This window comes from Streptomyces sp. W16, assembly GCF_033194735.1.
In the GTDB taxonomy this organism is placed as follows: domain Bacteria; phylum Actinomycetota; class Actinomycetes; order Streptomycetales; family Streptomycetaceae; genus Streptomyces.
On the sequence record NZ_JAWOAI010000049.1, the window covers coordinates 1 to 20,880 of the forward strand.

General features: G+C 70.0%; 16 protein-coding genes and 1 pseudogene. 7 read left to right on the forward strand and 10 right to left on the reverse strand.

Features of this window, described 5'->3' with window-relative positions; genetic code table 11:
- The 5 genes and pseudogenes from R6V09_RS09435 to R6V09_RS09455 form a co-directional block, all read left to right on the forward strand.
- Positions 1–1,398: pseudogene (locus R6V09_RS09435) on the forward strand (hypothetical protein); the annotation flags it as partial.
- 38 nt (positions 1,399–1,436) lie between these two features.
- Positions 1,437–3,140, forward strand: coding sequence for a class I mannose-6-phosphate isomerase (locus R6V09_RS09440; protein WP_317880899.1), 1,704 nt, complete (start codon positions 1,437–1,439; stop codon positions 3,138–3,140).
- Positions 3,137–4,057, forward strand: coding sequence for an ROK family protein (locus R6V09_RS09445; protein WP_317880900.1), 921 nt, complete (start codon positions 3,137–3,139; stop codon positions 4,055–4,057). Before R6V09_RS09440 ends, R6V09_RS09445 begins: the two co-directional genes overlap by 4 nt.
- A gap of 26 nt (positions 4,058–4,083) precedes the next feature.
- Positions 4,084–6,960 carry a glycosyl hydrolase family 95 catalytic domain-containing protein gene (locus R6V09_RS09450; protein WP_317880901.1) on the forward strand — a complete coding sequence of 959 codons (2,877 nt, stop codon included), beginning with the start codon at positions 4,084–4,086 and terminating at the stop codon, positions 6,958–6,960.
- Between the two features lie 111 nt (positions 6,961–7,071).
- Complete coding sequence (locus R6V09_RS09455; protein WP_317880902.1) at positions 7,072–7,839, forward strand: transglutaminase domain-containing protein; 768 nt, start codon at positions 7,072–7,074, stop codon at positions 7,837–7,839.
- A gap of 15 nt (positions 7,840–7,854) precedes the next feature.
- Here the strand turns inward: R6V09_RS09455 and R6V09_RS09460 are convergent, their stop codons facing one another.
- Entirely contained in the window at positions 7,855–8,487 is a 633-nt protein-coding gene (locus tag R6V09_RS09460) for an isochorismatase family protein (RefSeq protein ID WP_317880903.1), read from the reverse strand.
- A gap of 97 nt (positions 8,488–8,584) precedes the next feature.
- Positions 8,585–9,658 carry a pyrimidine utilization protein A gene (gene rutA / locus R6V09_RS09465; protein WP_317880904.1) on the reverse strand — a complete coding sequence of 358 codons (1,074 nt, stop codon included), beginning with the start codon at positions 9,656–9,658 and terminating at the stop codon, positions 8,585–8,587.
- 332 nt (positions 9,659–9,990) lie between these two features.
- Between rutA and R6V09_RS09470 the strand changes: the two genes are divergently transcribed.
- Complete coding sequence (locus R6V09_RS09470) at positions 9,991–12,954, forward strand: SpoIIE family protein phosphatase (RefSeq protein WP_317880905.1); 2,964 nt, start codon at positions 9,991–9,993, stop codon at positions 12,952–12,954.
- 144 nt (positions 12,955–13,098) lie between these two features.
- The gene (dacB, locus tag R6V09_RS09475) at positions 13,099–14,418 is read left to right on the forward strand and encodes a D-alanyl-D-alanine carboxypeptidase/D-alanyl-D-alanine endopeptidase (RefSeq protein WP_317880906.1); all 1,320 of its coding nucleotides are present in this window, start codon (positions 13,099–13,101) and stop codon (positions 14,416–14,418) included.
- A gap of 16 nt (positions 14,419–14,434) precedes the next feature.
- Here the strand turns inward: dacB and R6V09_RS09480 are convergent, their stop codons facing one another.
- The 8 genes from R6V09_RS09480 to R6V09_RS09515 form a co-directional block, all read right to left on the reverse strand.
- Positions 14,435–15,208 (reverse strand): maleylpyruvate isomerase family mycothiol-dependent enzyme, encoded by a 774-nt coding sequence (locus R6V09_RS09480; protein ID WP_317880907.1) that lies wholly within the window; start codon positions 15,206–15,208, stop codon positions 14,435–14,437.
- A gap of 144 nt (positions 15,209–15,352) precedes the next feature.
- A complete protein-coding gene (locus R6V09_RS09485) occupies positions 15,353–15,658 on the reverse strand; it encodes a hypothetical protein (protein ID WP_317880908.1) in 306 nt (101 codons plus the stop codon).
- 48 nt (positions 15,659–15,706) lie between these two features.
- Positions 15,707–16,231 carry a hypothetical protein gene (locus R6V09_RS09490; RefSeq protein ID WP_317880909.1) on the reverse strand — a complete coding sequence of 175 codons (525 nt, stop codon included), beginning with the start codon at positions 16,229–16,231 and terminating at the stop codon, positions 15,707–15,709.
- A 255-nt stretch (positions 16,232–16,486) separates the two neighbouring features.
- On the reverse strand, positions 16,487–17,380 hold the full coding sequence (locus R6V09_RS09495) for an LLM class flavin-dependent oxidoreductase (protein ID WP_317880910.1): 894 nt from the start codon (positions 17,378–17,380) through the stop codon (positions 16,487–16,489).
- A gap of 130 nt (positions 17,381–17,510) precedes the next feature.
- Complete coding sequence (locus R6V09_RS09500) at positions 17,511–18,206, reverse strand: hypothetical protein (protein ID WP_317880911.1); 696 nt, start codon at positions 18,204–18,206, stop codon at positions 17,511–17,513.
- Between the two features lie 3 nt (positions 18,207–18,209).
- A complete protein-coding gene (locus R6V09_RS09505; RefSeq protein ID WP_317880912.1) occupies positions 18,210–19,088 on the reverse strand; it encodes a TauD/TfdA dioxygenase family protein in 879 nt (292 codons plus the stop codon).
- A 68-nt stretch (positions 19,089–19,156) separates the two neighbouring features.
- A complete protein-coding gene (locus R6V09_RS09510; protein ID WP_317880913.1) occupies positions 19,157–19,864 on the reverse strand; it encodes a hypothetical protein in 708 nt (235 codons plus the stop codon).
- Positions 19,809–20,876, reverse strand: coding sequence for a GSCFA domain-containing protein (locus R6V09_RS09515; RefSeq protein ID WP_317880914.1), 1,068 nt, complete (start codon positions 20,874–20,876; stop codon positions 19,809–19,811). Before R6V09_RS09515 ends, R6V09_RS09510 begins: the two co-directional genes overlap by 56 nt.
- Positions 20,877–20,880: the final 4 nt, after the last annotated feature.

Consider the following 20,880-nt stretch of genomic DNA (forward strand, 5'->3'; position numbering starts at 1 on the left):
TACGGGACCGACGCCGACGCCGTCTCGGCCCAGGCCCGTGCCGCCGCCGCGGACTTCGAGGTGACGGCGCGGGCCGGGGAGGACGGCTGGCGGCGGCTGTGGGCCAACATGTTCACCCCGGGCAACCCCGACTTCTCCGGGCACCTGCCGACCTTCACCACCGAGGACCCCGGACTCGCGCGCACCTACTACATGGGCGCCCTGCAGACGCTGTACCTGCGCAACACCCGCATCCGTCCCGGCGAACCGGTGTTCCTCACCGGCGGCCCCCGGCTCGGGCCGACCACCACGTACTTCTGGGACCACTGCGAGTGGAGCCGCCTGTACGCCCTGCTGGAACCGGCCGGACTGCGCGCCTGGCTGCTGCGGGTCCTGGCCGGCCCCTACCGCGACTCCTTCGGTGTCGAGAACCTCGACGGCGGACCCCTGGGCAATGCCTACAGCTCCACCGACTACGCCCTGTTCCGGCTGATCGAGCACTACGTCTGCGTCACCGGCGACTTCGCCTTCCTCGACGAGACGACCGGCGGGACGGCCGGAGAGATGACCGTCCTCCGGCATCTGGAGCGGCTCGGACTGGGCTGGCGCGAGCGGCGGAACCCGGCCACCGGGGGCGTGCTCGCCGACTTCGGTGACGATCCATGGCAGTTGCTGGAGTGCGTGCCCACCTACACCGGTGTCGTCGCCTCCTTCAACGGTGCCTACGTCGCCTCCACGCGCTCGCTCGCCGGACTGTACCGACGGCTCGGCCGCACGGAGGAGGCCGAGCGGACCGAGGCCGAGGCCGGTCAACTGACCGCCGCACTCCTGGACTTGTACGCCGGATCGGGCCGCTGGCGGATACTCCGGCCGGACGGGACCGACACGATCGGGCACTGTCTGGACTTCGGCCTGGTCGCGGCTGCCCTGCACCGCGAACTCCCGGACGGGACACGGCGGGAGATGGCCGATTTCGTCAACGACCGTCTGCTGGTGGGCGGTTGGATGCGGGCGCTGAGTCCCGACGATCCGATCGCCGCCGCCTCCGACCGACCCGACCACGGCGCGGCGGGCGCCTTCGCCGCCTGGCCCGGCGTCACCGCCCACGGCCTGGCACGGCTCGGTTTCCACGACCGGGCGACCGCCCTCCTGCGCGGCCTCTCCTCCGCCGCGTCGGGCGGGCTGTGGGGCCAGGCCATGGAGATCGTCACCGGTCCTGACGGACGGCACCGGGCCCGGGTGGCCGAGCGCGGCACCGCCGTCCGCGACAACATCGCGGGCGCGGCCGGAGCCGAGGCGGTGCTGTCGGCCCTGTTCGACATCAACCCGACCTTCGCGACCGGCGACACCGCACCGCTGCCAACCGGCCTGTCCGTCGACGGCGTCGGCAGGCTCACGCACCTCGGCCCAGTCGCTTGAACGACCAGCGCCGTACTCACAGAAGGGCTGAGACCGTCATGCCGGCAGTACGCGGCTACGAAGCCGAGCCGTGCCACAGCATCACAGGAGAGGTCGGCCTCGGATACCGGGAGGCGGTCGCCAATATCGCTCCCGGGCTGATCCTCGCCGTCGACGGCCCGGTGGCCGTCGACTGGGAGACGGTCGCGGCCGGTATCCGCGACGCGCTGGCGGCCCGCGGCATCACGGCCAAGCAGATCGACCTGCGCGAGCACTTCGCCCCGTGGCCGGACATCCTCGCCCTCACCGCGTCCGCGGCGCTGGCGGACGACCCGGACTTCGCTCCCTTGTCCCGGGCGGGCCTTGCCGACTTCTTCACGGAACTGCCCGCGCCGGAGGCCCGCGCCGACTCCGTCACCGTCGTCTTCGGGCCGGGTGCGGCTCTGGTGTCGTACGACCTGCTCTGGTACGCGGACCTGCCCAAACGCCATGCCGAGGCCGGGATCACCGGTGGGAGCGGCCGCAATCTGGGGCAGCCGGCTGGTAGCGGAGCGGGTACGACCCGGCGGCTGTTCTACATCGACTGGCCCGTCCTGGACCGGCATCGCGACACGCTCGTCGGTGGCCTCGATCTGTGGTTGGACACCCAACAGCCCCAGAATCCGGCCTGGTTGGCGGGACCCGCGCTGCGCGAGGCGCTCGGCGACCTGGCCGGGCGGCCGTTCCGTACCCGGCCCACCTTCAACACCACGTCCTGGGGCGGGCATTGGGCTCAGGAGCAGCTCGGCTTCAACCGCGAGGCGGCCAACACCGCGCTCGGCTACGAGCTCATCGCGCCGGAGAGCGGCATCCTCGTCGGCACACCGGACGGCCCGCGCGTCGAGGTGCCGCTCCAGGCACTGGTCGCGCTGCACCCCGAGGAGATCCTCGGCGAAGACGTGTACGAGACGTTCGGCACCTCGTTCCCGATCCGCTTCGACTATCTCGACACCGTCGGCGGCGGCAACCTGTCCGTCCACTGCCACCCGCGCCCGGACTACATGCGGCGGGTCTTCGGCTGGCCGTACACCCAGCACGAGACGTACTACATGATGCTCGGCGGGCCCGGCCGCAAGGTCTTCCTCGGCCTGCGCGAGGACGCCGACCTCGCGGCCTTCCGGAGCGAGGCGGACCGGGCGTTCCACGAGGGCGTCCCGTTCGACGTCGAACGCCACGTCCAGACCTTCCCCGCCGACCCGCATCAGCTCTTCCTCATCCCGGGCGGCACCCCGCACGGCAGCGGCGAGGGCAATGTCGTACTCGAAATCAGCGCGACGCCCTACTTGTACAGCCTTCGCTTCTACGACTGGCTGCGCACCGACCGCGCGGGGAAGCGGCGGCCGGTGCATGTGGACCACGCCTTTGAGAACCTCGACTCCGACCGGTCGGGAGAGGCCGTGGCGAGGGATCTGGTCCAGCAGCCGCGCACGCTGCGCTCGGGCGAGGGCTGGCGCGAGGACGTCATCGGCGCTCTCCCGGAGATGTTCTTCGAGGTCCGGCGCCTCGAACTGGCCCCGGACGCCGTCGTGGACGACGACACGGACGACCGCTTCCACGTCCTCAATGTCGTCGAGGGGGACGGAATCCGCCTGGAGACGAGCGGCGGCCACGGCTACGAACTGGCCTACGCCGAGACGCTCACCGTGCCCGCCTCGGTCGGCGCCTACCGGGTGCGGGCTCTCGGCGCGGGGCCGGTGCGCTGTGTGAAGGCGCTGGTGCGATGAGTCCCGGCGACGAGGGCTTCGTTCCGGTGCTGGAGGTCGGCGGTACGCATGTGACCTCGGCGTGTGTGGACATCGAGATGCGCGGTCTGCGGTCCGGCCGGTCGTTCCGTGAGCTGCTGGACGGTGACGGAAGTGCCGAGGAGATACTGTCCGCCCTCGTCCGGTGCGCGAGTCGACTGTCCACCGACGGTTCAGGCCCGTGGGCCGTGGCGCTGCCCGGTCCCTTCGACTACGCGCGCGGGTACGGGCGGTACGAAGGGGTCGGCAAGTTCGACGCACTGCGGGACTTCGATCTCCGCACCGCTCTGACGGCCTCGCTCCCCGGCGCCACCGCCGTCAGCTTCTGGAACGACGCGGACGCGTTCGTGCTCGGTGAGTGGTGGGCGGGGGCGGCGCGCGGGCACCGGTCCGTCGCCGGGATCACCCTCGGAACCGGGGTGGGCTCCTGCTTCCTGCGTGACGGCCGCATCGTGCGGCAGGGGCCCGGGATCCCGCCCGAGGGCCGGGTCCACACCTTGCGGTACGCGGGCAGGCCGGTCGAGGAGACCGTGTCCAGACGCGCTCTGCGGCGAGCCTACGCGCGGGCCACCGGCGCGGCACCGCCCGACGTCCGGGAGATCGCCCGGCGGGCGCGGGAGGGGGACGAGGCGGCGGCCGATGTGTTCGCCGAGACGTTCAGTGTCCTGGGCAGGGTGCTGGGCCCGTCGCTCGCCGCATTCGAACCGACCGTTCTCGTGGTCGGGGGTGCCATCGCGGGCGCCTGGGATCTCGTGGCCGAACCGCTGCGGGCGGGGCTCGTCGAAGCCGACCCGGACCGCAACCGACGCATCCTCATCAGCCCGGCGCACCAACCGACTCAAGCCCCACTGCTCGGCGCGGCCTACCTGGCCACGGCGTGCGGCGAGGACCCCGGATGAAAGACGAACAGAAAGGTCACACCGTGGTGGCTTCCTCACTTCGCTACCGGAGACGCATCAGCACCCTGCTGGCCTCGGCCCTCATGGCTATCGGCCTGACCACCCTCCAGAGCGGCCCGTCCGCAACAGCCGCCGTACAGACCGTCACCGACCCGACCGCGGCCCAAGCCCTGCGCACCGTCGCGCGGTTCCAGGGCGAGTGGGACTCCCCGCCCACCGTCCTGGCGAACGGCGAAACCGTCGACGCCCCGCTCATGGGCAACGGTGACGTCGGCGTCGCGGTCGGCGGCTCCATCGACGACCAGACCTTCTATCTCGGCAAGAACGACTTCTTCTCCACCGCCACCAACGGCATCGAACCGCTGGGCCGGATCGTGCTCGCCGTCCCGGGGCTGGCCGGCGCCGGCCATCACGTCGTACAGAACATCGCCCGGGCGCAGGTCGAGGGCACCTACACACTCGGCAACCAGACGCTCTCGTCGAGGAGTTGGGTCTCCGCCACCGAGAACCTGTTCGTCACCACCCTGCGGCTGTCCGGCTCGCACGCACAGGACGCGACCGTCACCGTGCAGGACGGCCTGGGGAAGACTCCGTCAACCTCCAGCAGCAAGGGGGTACTTGACGCCGACGTACAGGCAGGTACCACCGACGCGCCCGGCAACCCGCACGCCCGCATCGCCACGAGCGTGCGCGGCACGACCGCAAGACCGGCGGGCAACCGGATCAGCCTCACCCTCAAGCCCGGCGTGACCTACACCCTCGCCGCGGCGATACAGAGCAGTCATGACACACCTCGCTACGAGTCCGTCGCCCACGCGACGGCAGCCGCGCTCACCCAAACCGAGCTGGCCAAGCTGTACACGGCCCACGAGTCCTGGTGGCGCGCGTACTGGTCCCGGTCGTTCGTGCAGATCCCCGACCAGGCGGTGGAGAAGAGCTGGTACGGCTCCCTCTATCTCCTCGGCTCGGTCTCGCGCGCCGGGAAGTACGCCCCGGGCCTGTGGGGCAACTGGACCACCGGGCCCATGAACTGGTACGGCGACTACCACGCCAACTACAACTACGAAGCGGCGTTCTACCCGGCGCTGTCCACCAACCACGTGGCCCAGATGGGCAATTACGACGACCCGATCCTGGACTGGATACCGAGAGGCAAGGCGAAGGCTGCGGCAGCGGGTTACAAGGGTGTGCTCTACCCGGTGGGTATCTCGCCCAACGGCACGAGCGCCGCCGACGACCTGTACAACCAGAAGTCCGACGCCGTGAACTTCGCCAGCGACATGGTCATGAAGTACGAGTACACCCGCAGCGCCTCCTACGCGCGCAAGGTCCTCCCCTACCTACAGGAGGTGGGGCTGTTCTGGCAGGACTACCTGACCTGGGACGCGGCCACGGGCACGTACAACATCGAGAACGACGCCCCGCAGGAAGGCGGCGTCTACCCGCAGACCAACAGCATCCTGTCCCTCGGCCTGGTGCACCTGCTGTTCCAGGGCCTGATCGACATGAGCGAGGACCTGCACATCAACGGCTCGCTCGTCCCGACCTGGCAGCACATCGACAGCCACCTCGCGCCGCTGCCCACGATGACGCGGAACGGCCAGACCGTCTTCCGGCAGACCTCGGAAGGCTCCGGCTGGGTCACCGACGGCAACGACGTCGCCGTCCAGGCCGTCTACCCGGGCCTGCAAGTGGGGTTGAACAGCTCCACCGACCTGCTCGGGACCGCGCGCAACACCGTCGAGCAGCTGAACAACTGGCACAGCGACAACTCCCCGGCCACCCTGTACGCGGCGGCGGCGATGGTCGGCTACAACCCCAGCACCCTGATGGAGGAGTTGCACTCCGAGGCCACCGCCTACTCGTACCCGAACATGGCGGTGCACCATTACGGCGGTGGCATCGAGAACCTCAACGTCACCACCTCAGGGCTCGACGAAATGCTTTTGCAGTCCGCCCAGCACGACATCAAGGTCTTCCCGAACTGGCCAACCGACTCCAACGCCAAGTTCGGCGGGCTGCTCGCCTACGGCAACTTCGAGGTCTCCAGCAGCATCCGCGACAACGCGGTCGAGTACGCCCGGATCACGAGCCGCTCCGGCGGCGACCTCACCTTCACCAACCCGTGGCCCGGCAAGCCCGTGGAGTACTACGCGAACGGCGTCCACAAGGGGACCCTCTCGGGCACAACCATCAAGCTGCGCACCGCCGTTGGCGAGACGATCGACTTCGCACCGGCGGGAACCAGCGCGGCCACCATCCGGCACGAGCTGTCCGAGCCGGCCAAGTCCGCGACGACGTCCGCGCTCACCACGGGCTTCGAGACCGGACAGCCCCAGCCGACCTGGACCGACACCGTCGACAACGTCGACACCCACGGTGACGGCAACTACGGCATCACCGGCCTGTGCTGCGGTCTCACGGGTCCCCAGGCCACCCTGCGCACCGGTGAACAGGCCCACACCGGCGACACGTCGCTGATGTACTCGGGCCGTGCCGACGGCGGTGCGTACGACCACGCGTACATGCAGGTCTACGGCTTCAACGGCGCACCGCTCACCGTCCGCGACGACACCACGCTCAGCTACTGGATCTTCCCGCAGTCCAATGCCACCACCCCATGGGTGGACGCCGGTTCCGACAACAGCACCTGCGTCGCCGTGGACCTGGTCTCCACCGACGGCAGTGACCTACGGGACTCGGGCGCCACCGACCAGTCCGGCAACGGGATCCATCCGGCCCGGCAGTGCGGGCACCTGACGATGGACACCTGGAACCAGGTGACCGTGGACCTCGGTAAGGTCAAGGCGGGGCAGGCGATCAGCAAGGTGCTCCTGGGCTTCGACCGCTCGGGCGCCACGGGTGGCTACCGCGGCTACGTCGACGACCTGCGGATCGGCTGACGGGACCGGACAACACATTCAGAGTTGAACACGTTCAATTTCTCCTTCATGATGGTCACCGCAGAAGGACACCCCTGACACTCGGGGCTGTCCGACGAGAGGACCACGATCATGACCAGTTCGCTGCTCACACCGCGAAGGCGTTCCCGCGTCGGCACGACCGGCGGTGTGACAGCGACGGGGAGCACGGCCCCGACGCGGATCCTCGACTGGCGGGACCCGCTCGTGACCTCGCTGCTCGACGGGATCGACGTGGCGGCGGACTCGGAGACCGTCCGCCGGATCGAGACCCTGCGCCACGCCCACCGCCGGATCACCGGAGCGGTACGCCCGGTGTACTCGGTGCAGGACGAGCGGCCGGTGTCCGAGGTGCTGCGCCGCGGCCGTGGCTCGTGCAGCCAGCGACTCGCCGTACTCGAAGCCGTGGCGCGGGCCGCCGGGGTGGCCACACGGGTGCGCGGACTGCTGGTGGACGGGGCGTTCTGGTATCCGCGCTTTCCCCGGTTGCGCCGGATCGTCCCGGACCAGGTTCTGCTGGCCTGGCCGGAATTCCGTCTTGGCGACGCGCCGTCCACCTCCTGGTTGGCGGTGTCCGAACTCTTCGGCAGTCTTGGGGAGTTGAGCGCGGGTCTCGACGCCGGCTTCACCAATTCCGGCTCGGAGACGCTCTTCGAGGCGCTGTCCAGAACGGCGATCGACTGGGACGGCGCAACGCTCTGCCCGACAGCCGGCGCCGGGTGCGACCTCTCGGCCTACGTCCTGGCGGATCTGGGCCATTTCGACTCGCGCGACGAACTCTTCGCCCGGCACGGTCAGACCCTGTGCCCGGTGGCGCGAGTGCTGGCCGAACCCGTCATGGGGCGGCACCGCGCGGCCTGACATCCGACGCCCCGGTCAGCCGAACGGCTCCAGGTACTCCTGGACGCGCCCGATCGGCCAGACCTCACCGATCTTGTGCGCAATGTCGAAGAGATTCACCGCGTGGATGTCGGGATCGCGGTCGCCGACCGCCTCCTCGACCACGATCGGGACAAATCCGTACTGCATGGCGTCGAGGGCGGTGGCGCGGACACAGCCGCTCGTCGAGAGTCCGCCGATGAGGACCGTGTCGATGCCGCCGGCGGTGAGGTGGTCGGCCAGCGCGGTACCGAAGAAGGCGCTCGGGCACTGCTTCGTCACCGTCAGTTCGCCTGATATCGGGGCCAGTCCGTCGATGAACTCGCCGAAGGGGCTGCCTTCGACGAATACCCGCAGGCTCGGCACCTTCCGTAAGAACATCCCTCCGTCACTGCCGTCCGCCCTCAGCCGCACCCGTGTGACGACGACTGGAATCCCGGCCCGGCGCGCGTCGGCCAGCAGGGTCCTCATCGCGTCGACCGCCGGTTCGACACCGGCGTAGAGCGGGCAGTCCGGGTCGACGTAGGCACGGGCGGGGTCCACCAGGACCAGCGCCGGGGAGGTGCCGGCGCTGAGCCGCCCGTCGAGCCCGGCGCGCTCGTAGTCCTCCTGCTGGGCACGACGGGTCACTGCGGCGTCCTTCCTGTCCTGGCGGCTCCGGAGCGACGCCCGGAGCGGTCGGGACAGCGGGTGTCCGGCTCCGGGGCCGCGTTCGCGGGGAAAGGGGTCAGCTGGACTGGGCGCGGGACTTCATCAGCGGCTGGATACGGGTGCCGAAGTTCTCCAGGCCTTCGAGGAAGTCGTCGAAGACGAGCATGATCCCCTTGGTGCCCTCGACCTCGGCGACCTCGTCGAGCATCCTCGCGACGGACTCGTACGACCCGACCAGCGTGCCCATGTTGAAGTTGACCGCGCCCTCGGGCAACACGATGGTCCGGGCGGTGGAGGTGTCGTCGGCGGTGGTGTCGGTGGCCGATTCACCGGCCATGTACGCCAGCGCCGCGTGGTCGGCGTTGTCGTGGTAGTCCTGCCACTTGGCGCGGGCGGCCTCGTCGGTCTCGTCGGCGATGACCATGAAGAGGGAGAGCGCGCCGACGTCACGGCCGGTCTCCTCGGCCGCTTCCACGAGCGTGGCCGTGGTCCCCGAGAGTGCGAGGGGGGTGTTGACGCCGCTGCCCAGGATGAAGTTGTACTCGGCGTGCTCGGCGGCGAACCGGATCCCGGTGTTGCTCTGTCCGGCGGCGACGATGTCGATGTGGCCGTCCGCCGGGCGCGGGGACAGCACGCAGTCGTCCATCTCGTAGAACTCGCCCTTGAAGTTGCTGACGCCCTCGCTCCACAGCTCCTTCATCACGGTGACGTACTCGGCGGCGCGGGCGTAGCGGTTGCCGAAGTGTTCGTCGCCGGGCCACAGGCCCATCTGGGAGTACTCGCCGGGGGCCCAGCCGGTGACGATGTTGATGCCGAAGCGGCCGGGGGCGATGGAGTCGATGGTCGTGGCCATGCGCGCGACGATCGCCGGGGGCAGCACCAGGATCGGGGTGGAGGCGTAGAGCTTGATCCGCTCGGTGACGGCGGCCAGGCCCGCCATCAGGGTGAACGACTCCAGGTTGTGGTCCCAGAACTCCGTCTCACCGCCGAATCCCTTGAGCTTGATCATCGACAGCGCGAAGTCGAGCCCGTGCTCCTCGGCCTTCTGCACGATGGCCTTGTTCAGCTCGAAGCTCGGTCGGTATTGGGGCGAGCTCTTCGATATGAGCCAGCCGTTGTTGCCGATGGGGATGAATACGCCGATGTCCATGCCGCTCCTCGTTGGCGGGTGGGCGGTGAGCCTGACGGTGTGACAACGTGCGGGCATGATCAAGGGGTTCCGGGACGACCATGAAAGTAGTCGTCGGCCGTTACCACTTCCCACCCCCTCCGTGAACGGCGCACAATCGGCCGTCCCTGCTGTCGCACAGGGCGCGGGTGTCCCGGATGCCGAGTATTGTCACCCGAGGGAACATCGGTGGAACTCCGATGCAACTCGGCCTGGAACCCTGGCTGTTGAGAGCCGTACGCGACAGCTTGAGCAAAAGGTGGGAGTCCTGCGGAGACCGTGTCATGTGAGGCGGGAACGGTAAAATTTACAGTATGAACGCACGTCTGGCTCTGCTCGGCACCGTGGACCCCGGCGTCACCGAGAGCGAGGTCTTCCGGCTGGCACTGCAGCACGCGGTGGGCGAGCTGGGTGCCCTCGGTGGAGCGATTCATCTGCGTGGCCCGATGTCCGCGCTGCGGCTGGTGTCGTCGACCGGTCTGCCTCCCGCCCTCACCCGCCCGTGGGAGATCATCGACCAGGAGGGCCCGACCGCCCCGGCCAGGGCCCTGCACCAGGGCAGTGGCGTGTGGGTTCCGGTGGAGCCCGCACCCGTGGGCCGGTCGGTGGTCCCGGAGCCGTCCTGGCCCGGCACTGGTCTGGCCTCCGTGCCGGTGTCCGGCGGGGACCGCAATATCGGCGCGCTCACCGTTCTGATGGGCGAGCAGGGCGCGCCCACACCGCGGCAGTGGGACTTCCTCCGGGACCTGGTCCTCTGGACCGAGCAGCGCATGAGCCAGGCGCCGCCGCCCTCCGGCCCCTCCAGGACGGAGCCGGCCGGCCACCGTGACCGGCTGCGGCAGGCGCTGAAGGAGGTCAGCGTCGGTTCGTGGGACTGGGACATCCAGGGCGGCGAGCTGATCTGGGACGAGGCGGCCCTGGAGCTCTACGGCACAAGGCCCGAGGACTACACCGCGAGGGTCGAGAACTGGATGGTGTGCGTCCATCCCGACGACCTGGCGCCGACGCTGGACGCGGTGGACCGGGCGATCCGCGAGCACGGCGTGTTCGAGGCCGAGTACCGGGTGCGGCGCCTGGACGGCACGTACGGCTGGACCCAGGCCCGCGGCCGGGCGACCTACGACGAACACGGCGAACCCCTCCGGATGATCGGTGTGGGCTGGGAGAGCGACGAGTCCCGGTCCGCCCGGGACTCCCTCAGCCGGGCCCTGCGCCACATGAGCGACGGGTTCCTCGCCGTGGACGACGACTGGCGGATCACCTTCGCCAACCTGGAGGCGGAGCGCACGCTGGGCCTGTCCGAGGAGGAGCTGTTCGGGCGACTCCTGTGGGAGCTGCCCACGGTACGGAACGTCCCCGGCCTGGAGGACCGCTGCCGGAAGGCCGCGGCCGAGGAGACGCCCGTCGGCTTCGACGCCCAGTTGGAGGGCACCGGCCGTCGCCACCACCTCCGGCTGGTTCCGGGGCCCGACGGCGTCACCCTCTATCTGACCGACGTCACCGAGAAACGGCAGCACGAGGAGGAGCGCAGGGCGTCCGAACTGGCGGTGGCCCGGCGCGCGGCCCGGATCGGGGAGCTGACGGCCGCTCTCGCCAAGGCGACGACCTCGAAGGACGTGGTGGCCGCGGTCGCCCGCCGGGTGCTCCCGCCGTTCGCCGCCACCGGACTTCTGGTGCAGGCCATCGAGGGCGACCGGCTGCACACCGTGGGAGCGGACGGCTACCCGGAGGACTTCCTCGGCGTCGTCGACGGCCGCGCCCGGACCCCCGGCGAGCCGTCCTGGGACGTGATCGCGTCCGGCGTGCCGCTGTTCCTCTCCTCGGTCGGGGAGTACTCGGCCCGCTACCCCGAGCTGGCCGCCAGACCGGCCAGGGCCGAGAAGCAGGCATGGGCGTTTCTGCCGCTGACCGCGTCCGGCCACACCTTCGGCGTCTGCGTCGTGGCCTTCGACCACCCCCGCCGGCTCACCGACGAGGAACGCACCCTGCTCACCACGATCTGCGCCCTCGTCGCCCAGGCCCTGGAAAGGGCCCGGCTCTACGACGCCGAGCACGACCGTTCCCGCGAGCTCCAGCGCAGTCTGCTCCCCCGGGCGCTGCCCGAGCTGCCTGCGTGCACCGCCGCCGCCCGTTACCTCCCGGCGGGCCAGGGCATGGACGTCGGCGGCGACTGGTACGACATCATCCCGCTCTCGGGCGGCCAGGTGGCCCTGGTGGTGGGCGACGTGATGGGCCACGGTCTGCCGGAGGCGGCGACGATGGGCCGGCTGCGCACCGCGCTGCACACCCTGGCCGACCTGGAGCTGCCGCCCGACGAGATCATGAGCCATCTGAACGACCTCGTCGCCGGGATGGGCGAGGAGTCGTACGTGACCTGTCTGTACGCGCTCTACGACTCGACGACACAGATCTGTTCCATCGCCGGGGCCGGCCATCCGCCGCCGGCCGTGGTCCACCCGGACGGCACGGTGCACTTCCCGGAGCTGTCGGCCGACCCGCCGCTCGGCGCGGCTGAACCGCCGTTCGAGACGGTGGAGTTGAAGGTGCCGGAGGGAAGTCTGCTGGTGCTCTACACCGACGGTCTGGTGGAGTCCTCGAAGCGCGAGATGGACGAGGGCATGACGGACCTGGCGCGGCTGCTGAGCGCGGCGCACAGGTCCGGTTCCGGCACGGAGGCGGGCTCGGAGCAGCTGGAACTGGAGCGGCTGTGCGACACCCTCACCGCGGGCCTGCTCCCCGCCGAGCATCCGACGGCCGACGACGCCGCTCTCCTCGTCGCCCGGCTGCACGCCCTGACCCCCGACAAGATCGCCTCCTGGCAGCTCCCCGAGGACCCGCGAGCGGCCGGCCAGGCCCGCCGTCACGTCCGGGAGCAGCTGAGCACCTGGGGTCTGGAGGATCTGACCCCGACCACGGAACTCCTGGCCAGCGAGCTGGTGGGCAATGTGGTGCGGCATGCCAAGGGCCCGGTCAGCCTTCGCCTGCTGCACGGCGCCGAGCTGATCTGTGAGGTCTTCGACGGCAGCCTGACGATGCCGCGCATCCGCCGCGCCACGGACACCGACGAGGGCGGGCGCGGCCTGCAGCTGATCACCGCCCTCACCCAGCGCTGGGGCACGCGTTATACGTCGACGGGCAAATGCATCTGGACGGAGCAGGCGCTGACCACCTCGGGCACCCGGCACGAACTGCCGGGCGACGCCCTGGAGTTGATGTTCCCTAGCGTGGAGGACTTCACCGGGGACCTCGACTCGCTGCCCTTCGGGGACGAGGACTGACGGCAGCACCGTCACAAATCAGCCAGGCTCCCGCCCTTCACAACGTACCCATGGGTAACGTGAGTTGGAACTGTTACTTTCCCCTTTCAAGATCCCCGGATCTTTCGCACGTCCCCACTCACACTCCCCTGCACCGAGGCCGCCATGCCCAACTCCCCCGCCACCGACCACGCGAGCGGACGCCACCGCAAGAGCAGAACGGTCAGTCCGATGTTCCGCCGGGCCGCCGTCGTCGCGGTGACCGCTCCCGTCGCCGGGACGATCCTGTTCGGCACGTCCGCGTTCGCCGCCGGGCAGACCGCCGCCACGCTGGACCCCGCCGAGCAGCAGATCGCGACCAACCTCGACACCCGCATCCAGGACACCCGTCTGGGCACCACGCTCAGTGGTGTGGTCATCGACGCGCAGTCCGACAACGTCGTGTGGGGCCATGACGCGACCACCGCGCTGATGCCCGCGTCCAACACCAAGCTCGCCACCTCGACCGCCGCGCTCACGGTCCTCGGTCCCGACCACCGCTTCACCACGAAGGTCGTCTACGGCGCCGGCACCCTCACCCTGGTCGGGGGCGGAGACCGCACCCTGACCTCCGCCGACCTCGGCGCGATGGTCACGACCGTCGTCGCGGGCCTGAAGAACGCGGGCCTGACCTCGGTGAAGGTCCAGGTCGACGACAGCCTCTTCCCCGAGCCCTCCCTCGCCATCGGCTGGAACGACGGCTACTACCCCGACTCCATCGCTCCCGTACGGGCGTTGGTGGTCGACGGCCACCACGTCACGGACACGTCCCTGGACGCCGGTCAGACCTTCGCGAAGCTCCTCGCCAAGCAGGGTGTCACGGTCACCGGCAGCGTCACGCACGGTGTCGCCGGCGCCGGAGCCGTCCCCGTGGCGGAGCACCGGTCCGCGGCGCTGTCGGCCGTCGTGGAGCACATGCTCAAGGTGAGTGACAACGATATCGCCGAGACCCTGCTGCGGATGACGGCGCTCGCCTCCGGCCGCCCGGCCACCTTCGAAGACGGCACGGCGGTGGTACGCCAGATCCTCACCCAGTACGGCATCTCGCTGGCCAACTTCGAGATCCACGACGGCAGCGGGCTGTCCCGCTCCAACCGCATCCCGGCGCAGACCATCGCCGACATCCTCGACCTGGCGGACAACCCGGCCAACGCCCCGACGCTGAAGTACATCGTGGACGGACTGCCCGTCGCGGGCGAGGCCGGCTCGACACTGGGACCCGAGTGGGGGCGGTTCGACACCGCCGACTCGCAGTGCGCCGTCGGCAAGGTGATGGCCAAGACGGGCACGCTCACCGGCGCGATCGCGCTGAGCGGACTGACGAAGGCGGCGGACGGAGACTGGAAGATCTTCTCCTTCATCGAGAACAACTCCACCGCCGACCCCGCCGCCACGAAGGACGCCCTCGACGGCCTCGCCGCCACCGTCAACGGCTGCTGGGCGTAGAGCGGTCCGGCCCCGGCTACGGCGCCGTGAAGAGCCCCGGGAAGCGCGGCCCGAGCCACGGTTTGCGACCCCAGACGACCACCTTGGCGCGGGCCATGGTGGCGGGGGCGGTCCAGCGGCCCAGGGCGAGGAGCAGGAAGGCGACGGGGTCGATGGCGATCGTGCAGTCGGGGCGCCGGGGCGGGTCGTCGCTGATCGTGGGGACGCCGTCGGCGAAGGTGACGGCGAAGCGGTCGCGGCCGGTCCGTACCACGTAGCACGCGTGGTGACCGGCCGCGGCGGAGTTCACGACACGAGGCATGGCGAGCCGCAGGAAGGGCAGCGTGAACGGGACGACCTCCCGGCTCACCATGTGTGGCCGGCGCAGCGCGACCGCGATGTCGTAGCCGTGCCCGAGCAGATGCGTGAGCAGGTACGAGCCCAGGGTGGCCAGATCCATCGGACCCATCGGTGTCAGCACCTGCTCCTGCGGGGAGCGGCCGGCTGCGGCTGCGACGAAGGCCAGGGCCTGGTCCGCTATCACCGTGCCGAGAACCTCCGGATCCCGCTCCGGAAAGGCGGCCAGGGACGCGCTGTTGGCCGCCGCGAGGCCGCCGGGCGTCCCGTCGCCGTACTGCCGGGTCTTGCCCGCCCCGATGTCCCGCATCAGCTTCCCCGCCAGCGCGAGGTGCGCCGCCGCCTCCCCCACCGTCCACTCGGCGCCCGGCAGCGGTGTCCGCGGGTCGGTCCCCGCCGGGAGCAGCGCGGCGATCCGGTCGGCGGTGGTGGTGATGGCGTCCTCGACTGTCATGAACGGGATCGTGTATGGACCCGGCCGCCGTGTCCAGTGCCGGACCGGGACCGTCCTGGAGACGGCTCGTCAAGAGGGCGCCCCAAAGGCGCCCCCCTTTAAAAGAGGGGGGCGCCGATTTCACGATCCGAGCAGGGGGGGCGCTCAGACGAAGACGGCCTTGATATCGCCGGCGAAGTAACCGCTGCCCGCATAGGCCCATGAGGTGTTGGGCGCGTTGACGATGTTTCCGCCGATCGTGGTGCAGCCGCCCTCGTTGCACGCCGTGCCGACGACGTAGTACCGGCCGCTGCTACAGCTGACCCCCACGTACTTGCCGTCAGAGGTACGCGAGGTCGTGCACGTGATGTTGGCCTGGTCCGACTGAGCAACAGCCGGGGTCGCCAACCCGATCGCAGCCACGGAGGCGACGGCGCACAGGGTTGCCGCGATGCGTGCCCGAGTCTTCATGATCGATCTGCCTTTCACGAGGAGGGATTTCCTGTCGGCTGAGACCTGTCAGCAGTTCTTTATCCAGTGGACCCAGTACCAGGGAGCGTCCGGGTCCTGTGAGAAAGCACCCGCGTCGTGCCACTGCGAGATGCCGTCGTCGTCCAGGAAGTTCGCGACAGTGCCCTTGGACTGGTTGTTGATCCACGACCCGTTTTCCAGCCATGGAATGCGGTAGTTGTAACAGGCCCACATGCTGATCTTGTCGCCCGTGTACCAGGTGTTTTTCCATGCGCACATGGTGTTGTCGGGGCAGAGTTCGACCTGCGGTTTCCTGGGCGCGTTCGCTCTGACACCCGTCTTCTCACCGGGCAGGGCCAGCAGGATCTCACCGCGGTCGCCGAGGAGGATCTTGTTCACGGACACCTGTGTGCCGCCCGTCGTGGACACGTAGGTGTCCACGCGCTCCTGGAGTTCGTGTGCCTGCGAGGTGGTCAGCCCCAGGTCCTTCGCCTGTGCGGAGAAGTCCGTCCGGGCGGGTCCACTCGCGCCCACGGCCACTCCGGTCGCCGACGCAAGCATGAAGAGACCCACCGCGAGGACTGTTACCAGACCTCGTCTCGTCCCGTTCCGCATTGCCATAAGCCCACTACCCCCATGGTGTGCCGCAGCAGGAGGTCGACCCGCTGTCCCGGACATCGTTCGTGAGGAGGCATGACCGTCTCAACGAATTCGACGCTCGTCGAAAGCTGCGGCTTGCGGGCATCTCATGTGCTGTCCGGGACGGGCGATCGTGGCGGCCCGCTCCTGAAGTGCCGGGGTTGTGGGGTAGGTCGAGGACCCGCACGCTCAGGCAGAGGCCTCGGAGACGTCGCGGCCAAGGGCTTTCAACAGGTCGCTCAGTCGTTCCACCGGCTCAGGGCCGATCATTCGCAGCACCACCGTGGCCGCTCCGGCCGCTTCCAGCTCGCGGACCCGTTCGGCGGCCTGCTCCGCCGTGCCGGAGACGGTGTACACCTGCTCCGGCGGCCGACCGAGCCAGGCGCCGTGCCCGTCGACATGCGGCTGGAGCTCATACTTCACCTGATCAGCGCTGTCGCCCACGCAACAGAAGGCGAACACCGTCATGGTGTGGTCCGCGGAAGCGCCACCCTTTTCGACCAACGCCCGAGCGCTCCTGACATCGGACGGCCCGTGCCCCTCGGCGATCACCGTCCCGTCCGCGACCCGCCCGGACAGCTCCAGCGAGCGGGGTCGCACCACACCCGCGACCACTGGCGGCGGCTGCGTCGGCGGATGAACCAACTGGACGCCGGACAGCCGCACTTCCTGTCCTTCCATGTCGACGCGCTGCCCGCGGAGCAGGGCGCGCACGGAGCGGATCGTCTCCTCCAACAGAGCGAGCGGTGACCCCGCGACCGCGCCGACGTCGGCCATCCATTCGGTCACCCCGTGCCCTATGCCGGCCACAAGCCGGCCAGGGAACACCCGCGCCACCGTCGCCACCTCCATCGCCAGCAGTGCCGGACTGCGCAACGGGGCCGGCATGATCCCGATACCCACCCGCAGCCGTCGTGTCGCTCCCAGCGCGATGGAGGCGGCCGATATCCCTGCGTTCCACCCCAGATCCTCGACCACCCAGAGATCGTCCACTCCCAGGGCCTCGACCTTCCGCGCGAATCCGGGCAACTCCTCCGGGGCCCAGTCGCGGTTGTACATCACACCGATCCGAAGCTGTGTCATGAGGTCTGGCCTCTTCCCGTCGTGGCGCCCCCGTGTCGGCCGTATCCGCTGTCCGCTCGGCGCAGTTCCTGGCGTCCCATCAGTTTCCCAGCTGGAGCCGACCTTGCAGGCGAATCGGCACTTTCCGCGATCACCGGCCTCGGTCGCTCAACTGCCCTGATTCCAGAGCCGAGATGAGCCCCTCGGCCAGGCGTGTGGCGGGGAACGGGTCGCCCCGCCCTGTGGTGACGCGGACGACGGCCCGGAGTTGGGCGGCGGGAAACGTGTCGGCGAAGGCCTCGCACCCGTCGGTCGCGTACGCCCGTGCCAGGGCGGGACCGAGTGCCTGCGCGTGGGCCTCGGCGCAGGCCCGCGCGTTCGCGTCGCTGCTCAACTGTGCGTACTCGTGGCCGTATCCGTCGGCCTCGGTCGCGGAGAAGCCGTTGGCCAGCGCGTAGTCACGGGCGCCCGTGTGGGCCTCGGTGTACGCGCCGGTCCGGTCGTAGGCAGCGTCGTAGAGGTGCAGGAGCATCGGGGTGAGCGCTGTTCTCCAGGTGTCCTGGTCCGACGTCCTGCCGCGCGCCGCCGCACGATGCAGGTGTCTCGGGGCCGCGAACAGCGGGACATCCCCGTCCTGCGCGGCCTCCGCGAGGAGCGGCAGGATCGTCTCGGCATGCCAGACATGGACGGCGAACAGGCCTCCCGTGTCCGGCACTTCGTCGACAAGGTCGTACAGACGGGCCGTCCAGTCGTCCCGGACGTCCGTCGGCAACTGCTCGTGGAGGCCCGCAGCGACGTGCCGCAGCCAGGCCGGGGCCACCGTGGGAGAGATACCGGTCGTGGGCATGGCTCAGGCCTGCAAGGAGCTGCCGTTGACGGCCACGCGGCGGCCCTCCCGGGTGTGCGGGAAGTAGTCCCAGACGGCGTGGTGCTGGACGCTGCGGTTGTCCCAGAGGACGAGGGTGCGCTCCTGCCAGCGGACCCGGCAGTGCAGCAGCGGGGTGCGGGCTATGTGCGCGTACAGGAGGTCGAGCAGGGCGTCGCTCTCTGCGCGGGACAGCTGGGTGATGTGGGAGGTGTAGGGGGCGTTGACGAACAGCAGCTTGCGGTCGGTCTCCGGGTGCCGGACCACGACCGGCTGCTCGGTGCGCGGTACCTCGTACTCGGGCGGCGGGGTCTGTCCTGCGGCGGTCCAGGGCAGCGCACCGTCGTGGAGGGCGGTGAGGCCTTCGAGGAAGCCGCGCATCGCCGGTGAGAGCAGTTCGTAGGCGAGGTGCATGTTGGCGAAGACGGTGTCGCCGCCGCTGCCGCCCTCGGGGATGGTCGTGATGTAGAGCAGTGATCCGAGGGAGGGTTCGGGGTCGGCGGTGCCGTCGGCGTGCCAGCCGTTGCCGGCCACCGCCCGGGACTCCTTGGTCGCCTTGATCTCCAGGATGTACGGGTCCGATCCCTCGGGCGCGAGGGCGACGGGGTGCAGTTCACCGAAGACGCCCGCGAACCGCTTGTGCTCCTCGGGGCTGATGTCCTGGTCGCGGAAGACCAGGACGTGGTGGGTCTGGAACGCGTGCTTGAGTTCCTTCTCCTGCTGGGGCGTCAGCTCCCGGGACAGATCGAGGCCGGTGACCTCCGCGCCCAGCAGCGGGGTGATCGGGGTGACGGACAGGGTGTCGTAGGGCTCGGCGGGGCGAGTGGTGAGCCGCTCGACGGCCTTGAGCGCGTAGTCCTCCATGAGGAACCTCCTTGGTGTCGGGTGGGGGGTGAGGAAGGGGGATGGTGGATGGGGGGAAGGGGGAAGGCTCACAGGCCTCGGTCGAGGAGTTCGGACACGACTAGGCGGCCGAAGGCGAGGTTGCCGTGGATCGTGTCGTCCGGCTGGCAGAAGGCGGCGCGCTGCAACCCTGTGTCATCGGTGACCCGGCCGCGCAGGTCGACCAACTCGGCGCCCCGGGCGGTGAGTTCGTCGGCGAGGATGTGCTGCGCGGCGAAGAAGACGTCCGGGTCGGACATGCCGGGGACGCGCTGGGGCGGCAGGGGTGCCAGTACGCGCAGTCCCAGGGCGGCGGCGTGGTCGTAGAAGGCGAGCGCGCCCCGGGCCGTCGCACGGACAAGGTCGGCGAAGAGGCCGCTGCGCAGGAAGAGTTCCGGGACCGTGCCGTGCGGGTCGCGGTAGAGGTCCCAGTTCTGCCGGGTGGCCACGGTGTGGGCGCTCAGGCCGAAGGTGCACACCAGCGGCACCCGCAGTCCGGCGAGCGCGGTCACGTCGAGGGTGTCGAGGAACTCGCGGTACAGCCGCTGTGTCCCGGCCTCCCGGAAGGTGAGGTCGCCGACGTCGGTGTCGGTGTCGGTGTCGAAGAACGGGCCGAGGAAGTCGCGCCCGGAGCCGACCGGTCCGCCGACGAAGGGCAGGTCGGCCGCCTGGGCGGCGCGGCCGACACAACCTGCATGGGAGTCACCCAGCAGAAGGAAGCGGGCGGGGGTTGTAGTAGTCGAGCACTGCGTCGTCACACCAGTTGTCCTCTCCGCCGTCGACGGCAGTAGTGGGGGTGATGGGCATGTTGGGCGTGGTCCGGCCCTGGACGGCCTCGAAGAAGTGCCGCATCACGAAGGCCACCCCGTCGGGGGTCACCGTGCGGAGGTTGGGTTCGAAGAAGGCCGCCCGATAGGGGAAGCCGGTGACGATCTCGTACGACGGGAAGTAGTCGACGTCGTCGCTCTCGTCGGCGAGTTGGCCGGCCGCCGCGCGCAGGACGGACTTGGAGTGGGTGGTGGCGACGAGGGCGTGGCGGCCGGTGGCGGTGGCCGTCAGGGGGACCGGGGAGACGGTGAGGACCATGCGCAGCCGGGAGTTGACGGTGCGGGCCAGGGCGAGCAGGGACTTCAGGTCGTGGTGCACCTGGGCCACCGTGTGGTTGCGCAGGACGTGCCGGGCGGGGTCGAAGGTGCCGCGTACGGTTCCGGGGCACATCGGCAGCACCGTGCCGGTGCGGGTGTCGTGCCAGGCCTCGGTGAGACCGAGGGTGAAGACGAGGACGTCGGCCTTGGTGAGGGCGGTGCGGACGGCGGCGAGGGTGGTTTCGCGCGAGCGCAGCAGGTCGGTGGGCGAGGCGAAGCCGTCCGGTTCGACGGCGGTCCGGTAGGGGTCGTGGAACGCGCCGTCCTCCGCCCAGACCTCCTCGGGCAGTTTCTCCTCGTCGAGCGCCCAGGCGACCCACTGGCGCAGGGCGGCGGCGGTGTAGATGTTGCCGGTCCGGAAGGAGAAGCGGCGGTAGCCGCGGGCCGACCGCTCGGCGCGGGTGAGGCCCGGCGGCGGCGGTTCGGCGTCGTACCAGTGCATGCCCTCCTCCAGGAGGGCCCGTCCGATGTGGGCGGCGAAGCAGGATCCGGCGGTGACGACGGGGTCGTCCTGGCCGATGGTGAACTTCGGCGTCCACAGGTCGGTGATGTCGAGCGCGTCGGGTTCGGCGACCGCGGTGCGCCAGAAGGACCGCTCGGGCAGACGGGTGTAGGGGTGCCGCACGGTG